Below are 15,073 nucleotides of genomic sequence, written 5' to 3'. Positions count from 1 at the left end.
GAGGGAGAGCCAAGATGCAAGAGCAGGCTCTCCTGACGGCGTTTGCCCAAAATCTGAAAAAGATAGCTCGATACCTTGCCAACCAGGCAAGACGAGAGTTGGGTGGGGGCCACTTCTTTGCTGTTCGTCTCATTTTCGTACCTGCAACCTGTTTCATAAGGGGTTATTCAACAGCCTGAAAAACCGTATACAATCGCCGCCGGACAGCCTCCAATGCCTGCTTTTATGCTAAAAACCGCATACAATCGCTCCCCTGCCGCCTCCGATGTCCGTTTTTATACTAAAAACCACACTCATTCCGAAAAAAGCGACGTCCAGCACCGAATGAATATGAAAAACCGCATAAATTGCGCATGACATCGAGCCTCACCACGATCTGCATGTGAAATTCCGCATAAAACCGCCGAAATCGCAAGGCACAAAAAAGAGACCGGCCCCAGCGGGACAGTCTCCGAATTGTGCCGTCTTCCCCTATACGAAGCTCAAGCCCGACGGATACGGCAACGGGATCGGCAGCAGCCGTGCGAGCAGATCGGAGCGCGCGAACGCGGACCGCGCCTCGGAGGCCGGATCGAACAGGAAGGAGATCAGGCGCTCCGCGTCCAGACGGCGAGTCTCGCCCGCCGCCGTCACGTCCGCGGCGCCCGAATCGCCCGGCGCATCCGCGACCTCGACCTGCGCCGAAGCTCCGGAGTCGCGGGCGGCCAGATAAGGCCGAAGCTGCTCCCAGAGCCGGTTCGCGCTGCCGACGCGGACCGTGCCGGAGTGCTTCGCCTCCGCTTCCACCACCTCCGCTGTCCCCTCACGATTCGCCAACTGTTCCAGCGCTCGCATCAGCTCGCGCTCCTGCCACGGAACGAACGCTTCGAGTCCGTCCTTCGGCGAATAATGGACAACGGACTCGGCCATAAGCCTCACGGCATCCGCCGCATCGCCGCCCCATTCGACGACGAACGGCGCCGTCTCCGCAGGCTTCTCTCCGGGAACGGCGATGACGATAAAGGCCGTCGCCTTGCCGTCTCGCAGACCAAGCAGCGTCTTCTGCTCCATCCGATAGATTCCCGCGAGGGAGGCCGAATGGAGAAGCGCCGCCGTCTCGGCCAAGCTTCTCCCATAGCGAGCTTCGCTCCGCTCGGCCAACGCTTGCAGCCGGTGCAGGTCCGCCCGCAGCAGCTCCCTCCACTCGAAGGCCGGCTCCATATCCGCACTTGTCCCCGCACTTGTCCCCACACCTGCCCCCGCACCTGTCTCCGCCCCCGCCATGCCGCCGTTCACGCGATAGCGTCTGATGCCTCCGAACGGATGACAGCCGCTGCGGCGATAGATCGGCAGCGCTCCGGAGACGAACAGCAGCGAGCCTCCCGCTTCGTCGATATGGCGGAATGCCTCGCCGAGCAGAGCGCTCGCATAGCCTCGCCCGCGCGACTCGGGCGCCGTGCAGACGGCGCCGATCGAGAACAGCGGCACGCTGGCCGGTCCGATTCGCAGCTCGCTCGGCACAAGGCCAAGGAAGGCGGCCAGTCGATCTCCTTCATGGACCCCGTAGGAGCACGCCAGCCTCCCGTCGAAAATCGCGGGAAAAGCCCTCCCCATAAACGTCTCGCCCCCGCGAAAGACGCGATCCGCCAATGCCGCGGCCTCGCCCAGCCTCTCCGGGGCAACCAGCTTCACGATACCCGCCATCCCTTCCGCCCCCTCTACTCGATCTCGTCCAGCCGGACCGTGCGTCCGCGCTCGCGGCTGAGATTGGCGGCTTCGAGGAAACGGATGATCTCCAGCGTCTCGTCCACCGTCGGCAGACCCGGAACCTCATCTCCGCGCAGAAACGGAATGACCCGCTCCAGCAGGCTCGCATAGAACGGCCTGGACTCCGGCTTGACCCGCATATAACAGCTTGCCGCTTCCCGGTGCAGGACGGCTCCGAACTCCGCACCCGAGTAGCTGCCTCGCATCGTGCCGACCCGGCCGTCCTTCCAGACACCGACCAGATGCTCGCCCGCCAATCGCCCGCTGCCGCCGTTGCCGCCGTTGCCGCCCGCCATTCGCCCGTTGCCGACCACCAACTGCCCGTCGCCGCTGCTGCCGCCCGCCGCTACCGCCGTCACCCGCTCGCAGCCCGTCCCCATCGCGGCGTACAGCATCTCCGCCGCGTGGATGCCGTACCAGAGATACCCGCCGAGCGCCGCATCCATCGCAATCGGTCCGTAGCAATCGGCGCCGATCATCGCCTCCCGGCCGCCGACCCGCTCGAGACCGGCGACCATATCCTCGGCATAGCGAAGCGCCGAGCCGCTAAGCAGCGGAACGCCAAGCGCCGCCGCCAGCTTCGCAAGCTCCCGGGCATCCCGGTAAGTCGTCGCCAGCGGCTTGTCGACGAATACCGGGCGTCCCGGCTTCGCAACGCGCCGGAACAACTCAAGATGCTGCCTCCCGTCGGCGGAGAGCAGCAGCACCGCATCCGCACCGTCCGCCGCTTCCTCCGGAGTCGCAGCGAGCCGAACCCCGAATTCATCCCGCAGCCGTGCGGCGAAGCCGTCCACCCTGGACCGGCTCAGCTCAATATCCGGCGAACCTCCGGGATAGGCGGCCGCGACTCGCGCGCCCGGTACATGATACGGGTGCGTGCGGTCGAACAGCAATTGCGCGAAGGCGGCCGAATGCGAAGTGTCCGTCCCGACAATCGCCAGCCGTAGAGCTGCCTGCCCCGCGCGGCTGACCCCACCCGGCAGCATCGCCCTTCCGCTCATTCTCCGCCCGCCCCCAGCAGCTCCTCCCGCAGCTCCTTCGGCAGCAGGAAGTCGAAGTCGCAGCCGAGGTCCGCCTGCAGCACACGCTCGTGGAAGAGCAGCCCATAGCCCCGGTCGTAATGAGACTGCGGAGCCTGCCACCGCTTCCTTCGCTCCGCCAGCTCCGCGTCCGACACCTTCAACTCGAGCCGGCGCGCCGCAATGTCCAGCTCGATCTCGTCGCCGTCCTGCACAAGCGCGAGGTTGCCGCCGACCGCCGCTTCCGGCGCCGCGTGAACGATCAGCGCACCGTACGACGTGCCGCTGATCCGTGCGTCCGAGATGCGCACCATGTCGCGCACTCCCTGCACAAGCAGCTTCTTCGGAATCGGAATCTGCCCGATCTCCGGCATCGCCGGCGCCCCCTTCGGGCCTGCGTTCTTGAGCACGAGCACGCTGTTCTCGTCCACGTCCAGCTCCGGATCGTCGATTCTCGCCTCCATGTCCGCCGGACTCTCGAACACAACCGCCCGCCCCGTATGCCGCTTCAGATGCTCGGACACCGCCGTCTGCTTGATGAGCGAGCCATTCGGCGCAAGGTTGCCGCGCAGCACAACGACGCCGCCCTGGCTGCCGAGCGGTTCGGCAGCCGTCCGAATGACGTCGCGGTCCAACGTCTCCGCGCCCCGCAGGTTGTCCCGCACCGTCCCGCCGGTCACCGTCAGGCAGTCCAGGTGGAGATGCGACTCGAGTTCCTTCATTAAAGCAGGCACGCCCCCGGCCTCGAAGTACTCTTCCATCTGGTACTTGCCGGAAGGACGCAGGTTCAGAATAAACGGCGTCCTCGAGCTGATCGCATCGAACACCTCGAGCGGAAGCTTGCGGCCCAGCCGCTGCGAGAGCGCCACCAGGTGAATGATCGCATTCGTCGAGCCCCCGCTGGCCATCGTGACTGTGATTGCATTCTCCAAGGCGGCTTCCGTCATAATCTCGCGAGGTCGAATGTCCCGGCGCACGAGCTCGACAATCATCTTGCCCGTCCGCTCCGCCATGTGCCGCCTGCGGCTGTCCGGGGCCGGAATGGCCGCGCACCCCGGCAGCGCCATGCCGAGCGCCTCCGCGATCGAAGCCATCGTGCTCGCCGTGCCCATCACCTGGCAGTGGCCGTCGCTGCGGCACACCGAATTCTCGGCGCTCGCCAGCTCCTCGTCCGTGATGTTGCCCGCCTTATGCTCCAGCGTGAAGCCGTAGCAATCGGTGCAGGCGCCGAGCGAGCGGCCGTTCTTCCGCCCGTTCAGCATCGGCCCGCCGGTCAGGACAATCGCCGGAATGTTGACGCTGGCCGCCGCCATGAGCTGGGCCGGAACCGTCTTGTCGCAGCCGCCGAGCAGCACGACGCCGTCGATCGGATGCGCCCTCATCATCTCCTCGGTGTCCATCGCCATCAGATTGCGCAGCAGCATCGACGTCGGCTTGATGTAAGGCTCGCCGATCGAGATCGTCGGGAACTCCATCGGAACGCCGCCCGCCTGCCAAACCCCTCTCTTGACATAGTCGACCAGTTCGTTAAAGTGCGAATGGCACTTGTTCAGCTCGCTGAACGTGTTGCAGATGCCGATGACCGGCTTGCGCAGATCCTCCTCGGTGTAGCCCATCGACTTCGTGAACGAGCGATGAATGAACCCCCACAGATCCTTCTCCTGGAAGTACTTCTCGCTCTTCAGCCGACCGTCCGCTTGCACCGCACCGTTCCGCCCGCCTTGCTCGTCTTCCTTGGTTGCCATGGCCGCTCTCTTCCCTTCCGCTTAGTTGACCAGTCCGAGCAGCTCCGGCGTCGGCCGGTGCAGAATCGCTTCGATGACGCTGTCCGGCACGCGCGGCAGCTTCGTCCCCTCGGCCAGCTCGTTCACGCGCAGCAGCGAGTCGATCGTCATCTGTGTCGTGAAGAACGGGTAGTCGGAGCCGAACAGGATTTTGTCCTGGACGCCGTATTCGAGCGCCGACACGAGCGCGTTATAGAATTGCCAGGGCCGGCCGCCGAGAGCGGACAGGTCCATGTACAGGTTCGGATGCTTGCGCACTAACGAGATGCACTCGTCCACCCACGGATGGCCCATATGCGCTATGATCATTTTCAACCGGGGGAATGTCCTGGCAATCGGGTCCAGCATCGCCGGCCTCGACGCATCGAGGTAACCTTCCGGAACGAACGACGTGCCCTGGTGCCACAGAATCGGAACGTTCAGTTCGTCCGCCTTGGCATACAGCGCATAATGCTCCTTGGCGTCCGGGTAGAAGTTCTGGTAGATCGGGCCAAGCTTGAGCCCCCTCAGCTTCAGCTCGCGGATCGCCGTCTCGAACTCGGTTACGCAGTTCAGGTTGTTCGGATCGACGCTGGCGAAGCCGAACAGCCGGTCCGGATCGGTCCGGCAATAGTCCGCCACGTACCCGTTGGGCACGACCATGCCGGTAGCGTTGCCCGCGAAGGCGAGCACGATCGAGCCGCGGAAGCCCTTGAGGTTGTCTCGGTGCATGTCCGGAGTGGCGAGGACGTTCATATTCGGCCCCCAGGCGCGCTTGATCGCTTGGTCGGAAGGACCCGACACCATGCCCGGTCCGAAGAGATGAGTATGACTGTCGAAAATCATCCGAGAGCCACCTCCGATACCATCGTGTTCGTGAGACTGCCGAGCTTCTCGATCTCGATCGTGACGACGTCTCCCGGCTGGAGGTACACCTGCTTGTCCTCGGGATAGCCCATGACGACGCCCTCCGGCGTGCCCGTCATAATAAGATCGCCCGGCTTCAGCGTCATGACCTGCGACACGCAGCTTACGATCTGCTTCACGTTAAAGATCATATCCGCCGTGTTGGAGCTCTGGCGCACCTCGCCGTTCACGAGACAGCGGATACCCAGCGCATTCGGGTCGCCGACCTCGTCCGCGGTGACGAGATACGGGCCGATCGGCGAGAAGCCGTCGCACGACTTGCCGGTCAGCCATTGGCTGGTGCGGAATTGCAGGTCGCGGGCGGACAGGTCGTTGGCGTTGCAATAGCCGAAAATATAGTCGAGCGCCTCGTCTTCGGAGACGTTCTTCGCGTTCTTGCCGATGACGACGATCAGCTCCGCCTCGTAATCGACTTTGGTCGAGTTCGCCGGCAGCGCGACCGTACGACCGTGACCATTCAGCGTATTCTCGAATTTGTTGAACAGAATCGGGAACGTCGGGATCGGCATGTTCGTCTCTTCGGCGTGGCGGCGGTAGTTGAGGCCGATGCAGATGATTTTGCCGGGGTCGGCGACGCAGGGGGCGAGGGTGAGCTCGTCCTCTTGCTTCAGCCAGCCGGCGCTGTCAGTCTGCGGCAGATTGGCCGTATTCGAGCCGGCAATGTTCAAGCTGGTGATATTCAAGCCTGCGATGTAATGCCCCAGCGTGTCCTGCGCCGCTTGCCCGCCGCTTAGCACCTCGCGCACCGTCGTCGGCACTTGCAGGCTCGTCGGGCTGGCCGCCAGCGCCTGTTCGACGTCGACAACCCCCTTGTCCGTCACGACTCCCATTCGAAGCTCATTGTCGCCGTTATAGTAGTTGAGCAGCTTCATCTCGCGGTCCTCCTGTGGTAAATAGTCATGTGCACAAATCCGGACTAACCGCCGCTACGCATTCTTCCCGTGAATGAGCCCGCCGTCGACATAGAACGGCGAGCCCATCACGAAGCGCGACTCGTCCGAGGCGAGGAACAGCGCCGCCATGGCGACGTCCTCCGGCCGGCCGAGCTCGCCGCTGAGCTGCCGGCTCTTGATCGAGGCGATGGCCGCCTCGCGATCCGGCGACTTCTCAAGGTAGCCCTCGACGAACGGCGTGAGGATCGTTCCCGGCAGCAGCGCGTTCACTCGAATATCATAAGGCGCGTAGTCAACCTGCATCGCCTTCGTCAGCGCCAGCACGGCTCCCTTCGAAGCCGTGTAGGATGCCCGCTCCTTAACGCCAATCTCCGCGATACTCGACGACATATTAATGATCGAGCCGCCGCGCTTCTCCATCATATAGGGAACCGTCGCCTTGCAGCTCATATACACGCCGCGCACGTTCACCTTCATAACGCGGTCCCATGCCTCCGGCTCGATCTCGTGCAGAACTCCGACACCGCTGACGCCCGCATTATTGAAGAGTATATCGATCTTGCCGAATGTCTCGATCGCCTTGCGGGCCATCTCGCTCGCGCCGTCCAATTCCGAGATGTCTCCATGGATGAAGAGCGATTTGCCTCCGGCTTCGCGAATCTGTTCGGCAACTGCCGCGCCGCCTCGGGCGTCGGCATCCGCAATCACAACCGCCGCGCTCTCCTTCGCGAACAATAGCGCCGATGCCCGCCCAATGCCGGAGCCCGCTCCGGTTATAATGGCAACTTTATTCTGAAGACGCATCGTTATCCTTCCTCCTTCACAGCTCGCTCCCGTTCGCCAGGTGGCCGCCGTCGACGCGGATCGTAGAGCCGGTGACGTACGACGCCTCCTCCGACGCCAGGAACAGAAAAACATTAGCGATCTCCTCGATCGTCCCGCCCCGCTTCATCGGCGTGTGCTCCGAGCAGGCGGGCAGGTTCGACTCCTCGCGCAGCTTGCGGTCCAGCGGCGTGTCGACGAAGCCCGGCGCCACCGCGTTCACGCGGATGCGATGCGGCGCTAGCTCGACCGCCATCGATTCGCTCAGCAGCACGACCGCCGCCTTCGACGCGTTGTAGTGCGCCAGCTCGCCGCTCCCCGCCAGGCCGTTCTTCGAGCTCATGTTCACAATCGAGCCGCCGGTGCCCTGCGCAATCATCCGAGCCGCCGCCAATTGCCCGAGCCGGAACGCCGCGTGCACGTTGATGTCGAACACCGCGTCCCAATGGTCGCGCGAGATGGACAGGAACGGCTCGCGATAAGCGATCCCCGCATTGTTGACCAGAATATCCACGCCTCCGAACCGGCAGAACGCGTTCTCCGCACATTGCTCCAAGCTGCTTGTGTCCCGAAGATCGCACACCTCCATCGCCGTCCGGCCCGGAGCCAGCTTCTCCAGCTCCGAGCACGCCGCGATCAGCTCTGCCTCGCTGCGATCCAGCAGCACGACGCTCGCCCCCTCTTCGAGGAACCGCTTCGCGATGCCCAGCCCGATTCCCCGCGCCGCGCCGGTCACGAGCGCACGCTTGCCTTGCAATCTCATTGACTATCGCCTCCTTCAGCCCTTCGTCCTGCAACCGTTAAGCGGCTGAAGACGTAGCTCCCTTGCAGCCCCCGCCTCGTCCCTTCCCTACAGCACGCCGTACTTGTCGTACACCTGGCGAAGCGTCCGCCCCTGCAGCAGTTCGTCTCGCGTATGGTTCTCGCGGGTCGCCTTGTCCAGCGCGCGCCCTGCCACCTCGTCCGCGATCGTGGCCGGGATGACGACGATGCCGTCCCGATCTCCGAAGATCACATCGCCCGGATTCACGAGCACGCCGCCGCACTTTACCGGCACATCGTACTGAATGACCAGCCCGCGCCCCTGCGAATCGACCGGCTTCGTCCCCGTCGCGAACACCGGGAAGCCCAGCTCCAGTATCTTCTTCGTGTCGCGGATCAGCCCGTCGACGATCGCCCCGCGCGCCCCGCGCATCTTCGAGGCCGTCGACAGCAGCTCTCCCCACAGCCCGTTCTGCAGCGACTCGTTCGTACAACCGATGACCACCTCGTTCGGCTTGACGCTGTCCACCGCCGCAATCTCCTGTTCGTACGGGTTCTCCGGAATGTAGTGGACGTCCACGGACAGAATGGTCTTCGCGCGGCCCGCAACGACCCAGCTCGGATCGATCGGATTGATATTCTCCCTCATCACCTGATTGCGGTAGCCCAATTCATCGAGCGTGTCGGAGATGACCGCGGTGTATAGAGATTCACTCATTCGGTCAAACAGTTCCTGATCGTTCATACATACATTCCTCCATGCAATCATAGTTAGTGCGGATCGACAAGCTAACCCTTAGCCCCTATTATATAATCGATATCGTGGATCATCCGATCGCGAATGACGCCGCCGCTATTGTTCGAATCCTTGAAGCTTCATCCATGCCTCGCATGGTTCAGATCGCCCCTCTCCGTCCGCCTCCGCGTCCGGAATCGTTTGGTCATCGTTTTATCCTTTGACCGCCCCGGTAGACAGTCCCTTCACGAAGTAACGCTGGAAACTGATGAACAGGATCATGATCGGGAGCAGAGTCAGCATGATCCCCCCGAACAGGAGGCTTAGATCGCTCATGTTACGGCTTGCGAAGAACTTGTACAAGCTGATGCTGACCGTCGGATGATCCACAGAGTTGAGCAAGACGAGCGGCAATTGCAAGTCGTTCCACACCGAGATGAATTGCACGATAATCAGCGATGCGGTGACAGGCAAGATAAGCGGAAGGATGATCTGAAAAAAAGTCCGGAACGTCGAACAGCCATCCAAATAGGCAGACTCCTCGAGCTCATACGGGATGGACCGCATGAAGCCGCTGTACATGAAGATGCAGAAGGGAGCCAGCATCGCACCGTAAATGAAGGAGATGCCGAAGATCGAGTTCTGCAGATGCAGATCCCGCAGCAGCAAGACGAGCGGAATAAGCGCGGATTGGATCGGAATGAGTATGCAAGCGGTATAGAACCAATACATGGAGCTAAAGAAAGGGTGCTTGAGCCGCGATACCGCATAGGCAGCCAAGGCTCCCAGTCCTACGGCGATGAACATCGCCACGGCTCCGATCGCGAACGTCGTCCCGTATGCCTTCACGATATCCATCTTCTCGAACGCGTTGACCATGTTGTCGAAGCCGACCTCGAACCTGGGGAACGACAGCGGATGCTTGACGATCTCCGGATGCGGCTTGAACGCGTTGATCAACACCAGATATAACGGAACGGAGACGATGACCGCAAGAAGGATAACGCCCAGTTCCAACAATAAATGACGTTTTTGTCTCATCCGCCAATCGTTCCTTTCTCGTATTTTCTGGACAAGGCAATGAAGAAGAAGGTGACAACAAGCGCGATCACCGTCAGGATGAAGGAAGCCGACAAGCCGTAGGACAGCTCCGTTGACGAGAAGGCATAACGGTAAATCTTCACGGAGAGCGTCTCGCTTGCCCCGGCCGGACCGCCGCCCGTCAGGGCAAACGGAAGATCGAAGATGCGAAGCCCGTTCGCGAGACCGATCAATACGTTGACGGTTATCCCGGGAGCGATCATCGGCAGCGTCAGATGAACGAAGCTTTGCCGCTTCGTGGCCCCGTCTATCATCATCGCTTCCTTCATCTCATGCGGCACTCCTTGAAGCGCCGCCAGATAAATGATAAGAATCGGCCCCCACATCGCCCATACCGTGATGCCGATAATGGTATAAACGACGTAATCCGGAGAATCGAGCCAAAGGATCGAGCCTTTCTCTCCGAAGAGCGCTACCAGCCCTTTATTGAGCATTCCCGTATTGCTGTCCAGAATGTATCTCCAGACAAAAGCCGCAACGACGGTCGGAATGACGTTGGGAATGTAGAATAAAGCGCGCAAGACGTTCTTGGTCTTCAACGATTGATCCAGCAGCACCGCGAAGAAGAGTCCAAACAAGTTGGCGAGAACTGCGGTTGTCAGGCCAATAAACAACGTTCGCTTAAGAGCGTCGGTAAAGCCTTCATCCTTGAATATGTCCGTATAGTTGGACAAGCCGATGAATCGATAGCCGCCGACCCCCGTCCAGTCCGTTAGACTGTAGAACATCGATTGCAGGATCGGGTAAACCAGGAATACGAAGATAATGATCGTGATCGGGGCCATAAAAACCAATCCCGACAGGTAGATTTTCCTCTGCATGGCGTACCCCCTCGGCCTCTCTAAGATTCGACGCGACCGGTCGTCCAATCGTGCGCCGATCGCGTCGCTAGAAGGACCAGATTCAACTGGATTTGGTATTGTCGTAAGCCGCGATGAATTTGTCGATCACTTTGTCCAGATCTCCCTTGAAGGTGTACTCCTGCGCCGCATTGCCAAGCGCTATCCACGTCGGGCTCGGTATGGGACCGGTGTTCGCGAACGAGATGACCCGGCCCGTGTCCAGCCAATTCGGAACGTCGACATACGATGGATCAAGCTCTCCGACGCCCGGCATGGCCGAGAAGGATCCTTTCGCTTGCTGAATCTTGGCATAGGTCTCCTTGCTGAACAACCAGTTGAGGAACGTCTTGATCTCCTCTTGATGAGGGCTCTTCGCGTTAACCGCCAGTCCGTCCTCCGGAATGAAGATATAGGCATTCTGATCTTCCGGAGCATAGGGCATATTCATGAAGCCGAGATTCAGATCCGGGTTAAGGTTGTGAAGCGGGCCGGACTCCCATGTGCCGCTTAGAATGATGGCGACGTCGCCTTCGGCGAACGCTTGTTGAGCGAAGGAGCCGTCGTTGGTGAAGCTGCCCGTGCGGACGTAGGCATTCAACTCGTTAAAGCGCTCGAAGCCTTCCTTCAGCATGGCGCGATAATCGGCGTTGGTCCAATCGACTTTGTTATTGAGGTAAGCTTCCTTGAACGCGGCATCCTTCACCGCATATTCGCCGAAAGCCCAATGAAACACGTTGCCGATCGCCGTCTCGTCTTTACCGCCGTAAGCGAAGAGGTCGATTCCCTTGGCCTTCAGCTTCTCGCCGAGATCCATGAACTCGTCCCATGTCTTGGGAGGCTCGTTATAGCCGACGTCCGCCAGGAGGTCCTTATTATAGGCAAGCCCTAGAACGCCTACGCCCATGGTGAACAGCGCCTGCGTGCCCTTTGCGGTCTTGGTCGCTTCCCGAATCGAATCGGAATAGTTGGCCATGGACTCATACGAACTCAGGTCCGCTAAGTAGCCATTGTCCTCCGCCAGCGTCGTGGTGACATGTCCGATATTGATTTGGTACATGTCCGGAACGTCTCCGGACGAGATACGCGTTCTGAGCGTGTCGAAGATCCCGCTGTCGGGCAGAGATTCGGCCTTGATCTTGATGTTCGGGTGAGAGCTCTCGAATTCCTTGATCAAATCTTCTTGGATTCCTCCAAGCAATGTCGCTCCGAACGTCATGGACAACTCTACCGTTTCGCCGGAACCGCCATCGCCGGAAGCCTTGGAATCATTGGAAGAATCATTCCCTCCGCAAGCGGACAGGAGACCCATCGATAACGCCATTACCGTTCCCCAAGCAGCAAACTTCACTTTACTCATTGCGAATTCTCCTCTCGGTCGTTGGTTTTGCTTCTCCCCTTGCCGAAGCTTCTCGTTAAGCGGAGGACGAGCTTCTCTTCTTCGTAAACGGTTCGGATTTGCTGCATGTAGCGCATTCTCCGAATAGACCTCTCCTTTCCATACCCCCAATCTTTAAACGTCGTTTGTAATGTTAATCCCCATTTTAGAGTCGACACAAACGCCTGTCAACATTTTTTTCTTTTTATGTAATGTTTGATTACATATAATTAACACATTCAGGACGATACCAACCTTTTTTTCTCTTAATCACATTAAATCCTGAAAAAACCTCTATAATCACAATTCATCTTGCGAGTTACCTAAGAATCCCCTACAATAAGAGCATAATCCAAGGAAATATCCGATCCGACGTTTATCATTAAACAGTGTTTTAATGGAGGATGCCGAAGTGGTTGATAGCTCATCTAAAAAATACACCGTACCCTCGCTGGAGAAAGCCCTTGCCATCATTGAGACGCTCGCGGAGCACGACAGTCCGCTTGGCGTGTCCGAGCTGTGCAAGATGGTCGGAGTGCCTAAGACGAGCGCATTCTTCATCCTCAACACCCTGGATCAGCATCGTTATATCGTCAAGAACGAAGAAGGCAAGTATTCTCTAGGGTACCGTTTCATTCATCTCGGACAGAGTATTCTGAACAAGATGGATATTCGGGAGCAGGCGAAGCCGTTCATGGAAGAACTGTCGCACGACACGCGCTTCACCGTCCACCTGGCCGTTCTGGATCAAGGGGAAGCCTTGTATCTGGAGAAAGTCGAGAGTCCCACGTTCGTCAAGTTCTCGACCTACGTCGGCCAGAGATGGCCCCTGCACGTCTCAGGCGTCGGTAAAGCGCTCGCAAGCCATTTGAGCGATAGGGAGCTTGACCGAATTCTTGAGGAGAAGGGACTTCAAGCCAAGACGGAGAACACAGTGACCTCCGTCAAAGAATTCAAGTCCATTCTTGCATTAGCGAGAAAACAAGGCTATGCGGTGGAGGATGAGGAAGGCGAAGCCGGCATACGCTGCATCGGCTCTTCCTTCTTCTCCCACGACGGCAAGCTGACCGGCGCGATCAGTATCACGGCCCTTCGCAGCGAGCTGCCGGTGCAGGATATTCCGTTGATCGGGGAGAAAGTTCGCCAAGCAGCTTCCAAGATCTCTCAACGCTTGGGATTTGTCCCTTCGGATGTGGCGAAATGACGGTGGCGAGCGGCTTATGGCAGGGCGGCCAAGAGCAGATTTCGCTTCTGCTCTTGGCCTTCTTGTCCATCCCGCCTCCGTTGTCCCTCCATCCCTTGTCCGAACTTCAGCCGCCTTGAATCTATCATTTCTTTTACGCACAGCTCCCTCTTACAGAACCCCGTACTTGTCGTACACCTGGCGAAGCGTCCGCCCCTGCAGCAGCTCGTCGCGCGTATGGTTCTCCCGGGTCGCCTTGTCCAGCGCGCGTTCCACCACCCCGTCCACAATGGCCGCCGGAATGACGACGATGCCGTCCCGATCTCCGAAGATAACGTCGCCCGGATGAACGAGAACGCCGCCGCACTTGACCGGAACGTCGTACTGGATCACGAGCCCGCGCCCCTGCGAATCGACCGGCTTCGTCCCCGTCGCGAACACCGGGAAGCCCAGCTCCAGTATCTTCTTCGTGTCGCGGATCAGGCCGTCGACGATCGCCCCGCGCGCCCCGCGCATCTTCGAGGCCGTCGAGAGCAGCTCGCCCCACAGCCCGTTCTGCAGCGACTCGTTCGTGCAGCCGATAACGACCTCGTTCGGCTCGATGCTGTCCACCGCCGCAATCTCCTGCTCGTACGGGTTGTCCGGAATGTAGTGGACGTCCACGGACAGAATTGTTTTCGCGCGGCCCGCCACGACCCAGTTCGGATCAATCGGATTGATGTTCTCCCTCATCACCTGATTGCGGTGGCCCAACTCGTCGAGCGTGTCGGAGATCACCGCGGCGTACAAGGATTCGGTCATGCGGTCGAACAGTTGTTGATCGTTCATCGTTGTCACCCTCCATTGGGGAAAAAGTAGTTTGGGCAGAGAAGCCGCATTACGCGATAGCGCGAACTATTAAACCTTGACAGGCGCGCCTGCCTTCACGGAATCGTATGCCCGCAGGGCCACGCGAGCCGAGCGCAAGCCGTCTTCTCCCGTCACCGGGACCGGCTTGCCTTCCAGCACGGCGTTCACGAACGCCTCCAGCATCAGCGCGTTCATGTCGTCGCCCCAGAACGCCCAGTCGCCCTTGCCGGACATGCGCCCGTAAACGCTGTTCTTCTGATTAAAGGCATCGATCGAGATGACGCCCTTCGTGCCAATGATGTCCATCGTGACGTCTCCCCACGTCGGGAAGCCGGGATTGCGCGACCAGCTCGGATCGAGCACCGCGCTGACCCCGTTGTCGAACGTAACGTGAACCATGCCCGCGTCGTCGATCGTCCGCTTGCCCGCCGGATCGAACAACGTCGCCGCATACGCGTACACGCTCGCCGGACTTGCGCCCGTGAACCAGTTCATCAGGTCCATCGCATGGACCGTATGATCAAGCACCGCGCCGCCGCCGGAGAGCGACTTGTCGGAGAACCACGGGATGTCCGGGAACGAGCCGCGGTTCGTCGCCTTGAACGACAGAATCTCGCCGATGTCGCCGCGGTCCAGCGCTTCCTTCGCCCGCACGACCGGAGTCAGATAGCGGCAAGGGAATGCCGTCATCAGCTCGACTCCCGCTTCCTTGCACGCGGCGATCATGCTCTCCATCTCCTGCACGCCGAGGCCGAGCGGCTTCTCGCACAGCACGTGCTTGCCGGCGTTGGCGGACGCGATCGTCAGCTCCGCGTGGCGGGCATTCTCCGAGCAGACGACGACCGCTTCGATGGAAGCGTCCGCCAGAAGCTCGCGGTAATCCCCGTAGTACGGAATGACGTGCCGCGCCGCCAGCTCCTTCGACCGCTCCGGCGCTTCGTCGGCGATGCCGGCAACCTCGACGTTCTCCATCCGCAGCAGGCCGTCCAAATAATCGAACGCGTGGCTATGAGCAAAACTCAACATGCCGATCCGCAGCTTCCTTATCGCGGTTC

14 protein-coding genes are annotated in these 15,073 nt (G+C 60.2%); 1 reads left to right on the top strand and 13 read right to left on the bottom strand.

Annotation, left to right across the window (positions count from 1 at the left end; genetic code table 11):
• Window positions 1-471: 471 nt before the first annotated feature.
• The 11 genes from E6C55_RS21990 to E6C55_RS21940 all read right to left on the bottom strand — a co-directional run bounded on the left by E6C55_RS21990 (window position 472) and on the right by E6C55_RS21940 (window position 11,968).
• Window positions 472-1,683 carry a GNAT family N-acetyltransferase gene (locus E6C55_RS21990; protein WP_136371963.1) on the bottom strand — a complete coding sequence of 404 codons (1,212 nt, stop codon included), beginning with the start codon at window positions 1,681-1,683 and terminating at the stop codon, window positions 472-474.
• Window positions 1,684-1,697: 14 nt separating this feature from the next.
• Window positions 1,698-2,747 carry a Gfo/Idh/MocA family protein gene (locus E6C55_RS21985; protein WP_230986811.1) on the bottom strand — a complete coding sequence of 350 codons (1,050 nt, stop codon included), beginning with the start codon at window positions 2,745-2,747 and terminating at the stop codon, window positions 1,698-1,700.
• On the bottom strand, window positions 2,744-4,510 hold the full coding sequence (locus E6C55_RS21980) for an IlvD/Edd family dehydratase (RefSeq protein ID WP_136371962.1): 1,767 nt from the start codon (window positions 4,508-4,510) through the stop codon (window positions 2,744-2,746). The genes E6C55_RS21985 and E6C55_RS21980 overlap by 4 nt, the downstream gene beginning before the upstream one ends.
• A 21-nt stretch (window positions 4,511-4,531) precedes the next feature.
• The gene (locus E6C55_RS21975; RefSeq protein WP_136371961.1) at window positions 4,532-5,374 is read right to left on the bottom strand and encodes an amidohydrolase family protein; all 843 of its coding nucleotides are present in this window, start codon (window positions 5,372-5,374) and stop codon (window positions 4,532-4,534) included.
• Window positions 5,371-6,327 (bottom strand): fumarylacetoacetate hydrolase family protein, encoded by a 957-nt coding sequence (locus tag E6C55_RS21970; RefSeq protein ID WP_136371960.1) that lies wholly within the window; start codon window positions 6,325-6,327, stop codon window positions 5,371-5,373. Before E6C55_RS21970 ends, E6C55_RS21975 begins: the two co-directional genes overlap by 4 nt.
• Before the next feature lie 54 nt (window positions 6,328-6,381).
• Complete coding sequence (locus tag E6C55_RS21965) at window positions 6,382-7,152, bottom strand: SDR family NAD(P)-dependent oxidoreductase (RefSeq protein WP_136371959.1); 771 nt, start codon at window positions 7,150-7,152, stop codon at window positions 6,382-6,384.
• A 16-nt stretch (window positions 7,153-7,168) separates the two neighbouring features.
• Complete coding sequence (locus tag E6C55_RS21960) at window positions 7,169-7,933, bottom strand: SDR family NAD(P)-dependent oxidoreductase (RefSeq protein WP_136371958.1); 765 nt, start codon at window positions 7,931-7,933, stop codon at window positions 7,169-7,171.
• Window positions 7,934-8,020: 87 nt separating this feature from the next.
• Window positions 8,021-8,677 carry an RraA family protein gene (locus E6C55_RS21955; RefSeq protein ID WP_136371957.1) on the bottom strand — a complete coding sequence of 219 codons (657 nt, stop codon included), beginning with the start codon at window positions 8,675-8,677 and terminating at the stop codon, window positions 8,021-8,023.
• A gap of 204 nt (window positions 8,678-8,881) precedes the next feature.
• The gene (locus E6C55_RS21950; RefSeq protein ID WP_136371956.1) at window positions 8,882-9,709 is read right to left on the bottom strand and encodes a carbohydrate ABC transporter permease; all 828 of its coding nucleotides are present in this window, start codon (window positions 9,707-9,709) and stop codon (window positions 8,882-8,884) included.
• Window positions 9,706-10,590: a carbohydrate ABC transporter permease gene (locus tag E6C55_RS21945; RefSeq protein ID WP_136371955.1), complete on the bottom strand. Its 885-nt coding sequence runs from the start codon at window positions 10,588-10,590 to the stop codon at window positions 9,706-9,708. Before E6C55_RS21945 ends, E6C55_RS21950 begins: the two co-directional genes overlap by 4 nt.
• An 82-nt stretch (window positions 10,591-10,672) precedes the next feature.
• On the bottom strand, window positions 10,673-11,968 hold the full coding sequence (locus E6C55_RS21940) for an ABC transporter substrate-binding protein (protein ID WP_136371954.1): 1,296 nt from the start codon (window positions 11,966-11,968) through the stop codon (window positions 10,673-10,675).
• A gap of 430 nt (window positions 11,969-12,398) precedes the next feature.
• Between E6C55_RS21940 and E6C55_RS21935 the strand changes: the two genes are divergently transcribed.
• Window positions 12,399-13,190, top strand: a complete 792-nt coding sequence (locus E6C55_RS21935; protein ID WP_168735802.1) for an IclR family transcriptional regulator — start codon at window positions 12,399-12,401, stop codon at window positions 13,188-13,190.
• A 150-nt stretch (window positions 13,191-13,340) separates the two neighbouring features.
• Here the strand turns inward: E6C55_RS21935 and E6C55_RS21930 are convergent, their stop codons facing one another.
• Both E6C55_RS21930 and E6C55_RS21925 read right to left on the bottom strand, forming a co-directional pair.
• Entirely contained in the window at window positions 13,341-13,997 is a 657-nt protein-coding gene (locus tag E6C55_RS21930) for an RraA family protein (RefSeq protein WP_136371952.1), read from the bottom strand.
• A 69-nt stretch (window positions 13,998-14,066) separates the two neighbouring features.
• Window positions 14,067-15,065: a Gfo/Idh/MocA family protein gene (locus tag E6C55_RS21925; RefSeq protein ID WP_136371975.1), complete on the bottom strand. Its 999-nt coding sequence runs from the start codon at window positions 15,063-15,065 to the stop codon at window positions 14,067-14,069.
• Window positions 15,066-15,073 lie beyond the last annotated feature (8 nt).

Source organism: Cohnella fermenti, from assembly GCF_004801405.1.
Lineage (GTDB): Bacteria > Bacillota > Bacilli > Paenibacillales > Paenibacillaceae > Cohnella > Cohnella fermenti.
The sequence above is the reverse complement of the archived record's forward strand: the minus strand, read 5'-3'. Positions and strand labels throughout refer to the sequence as shown.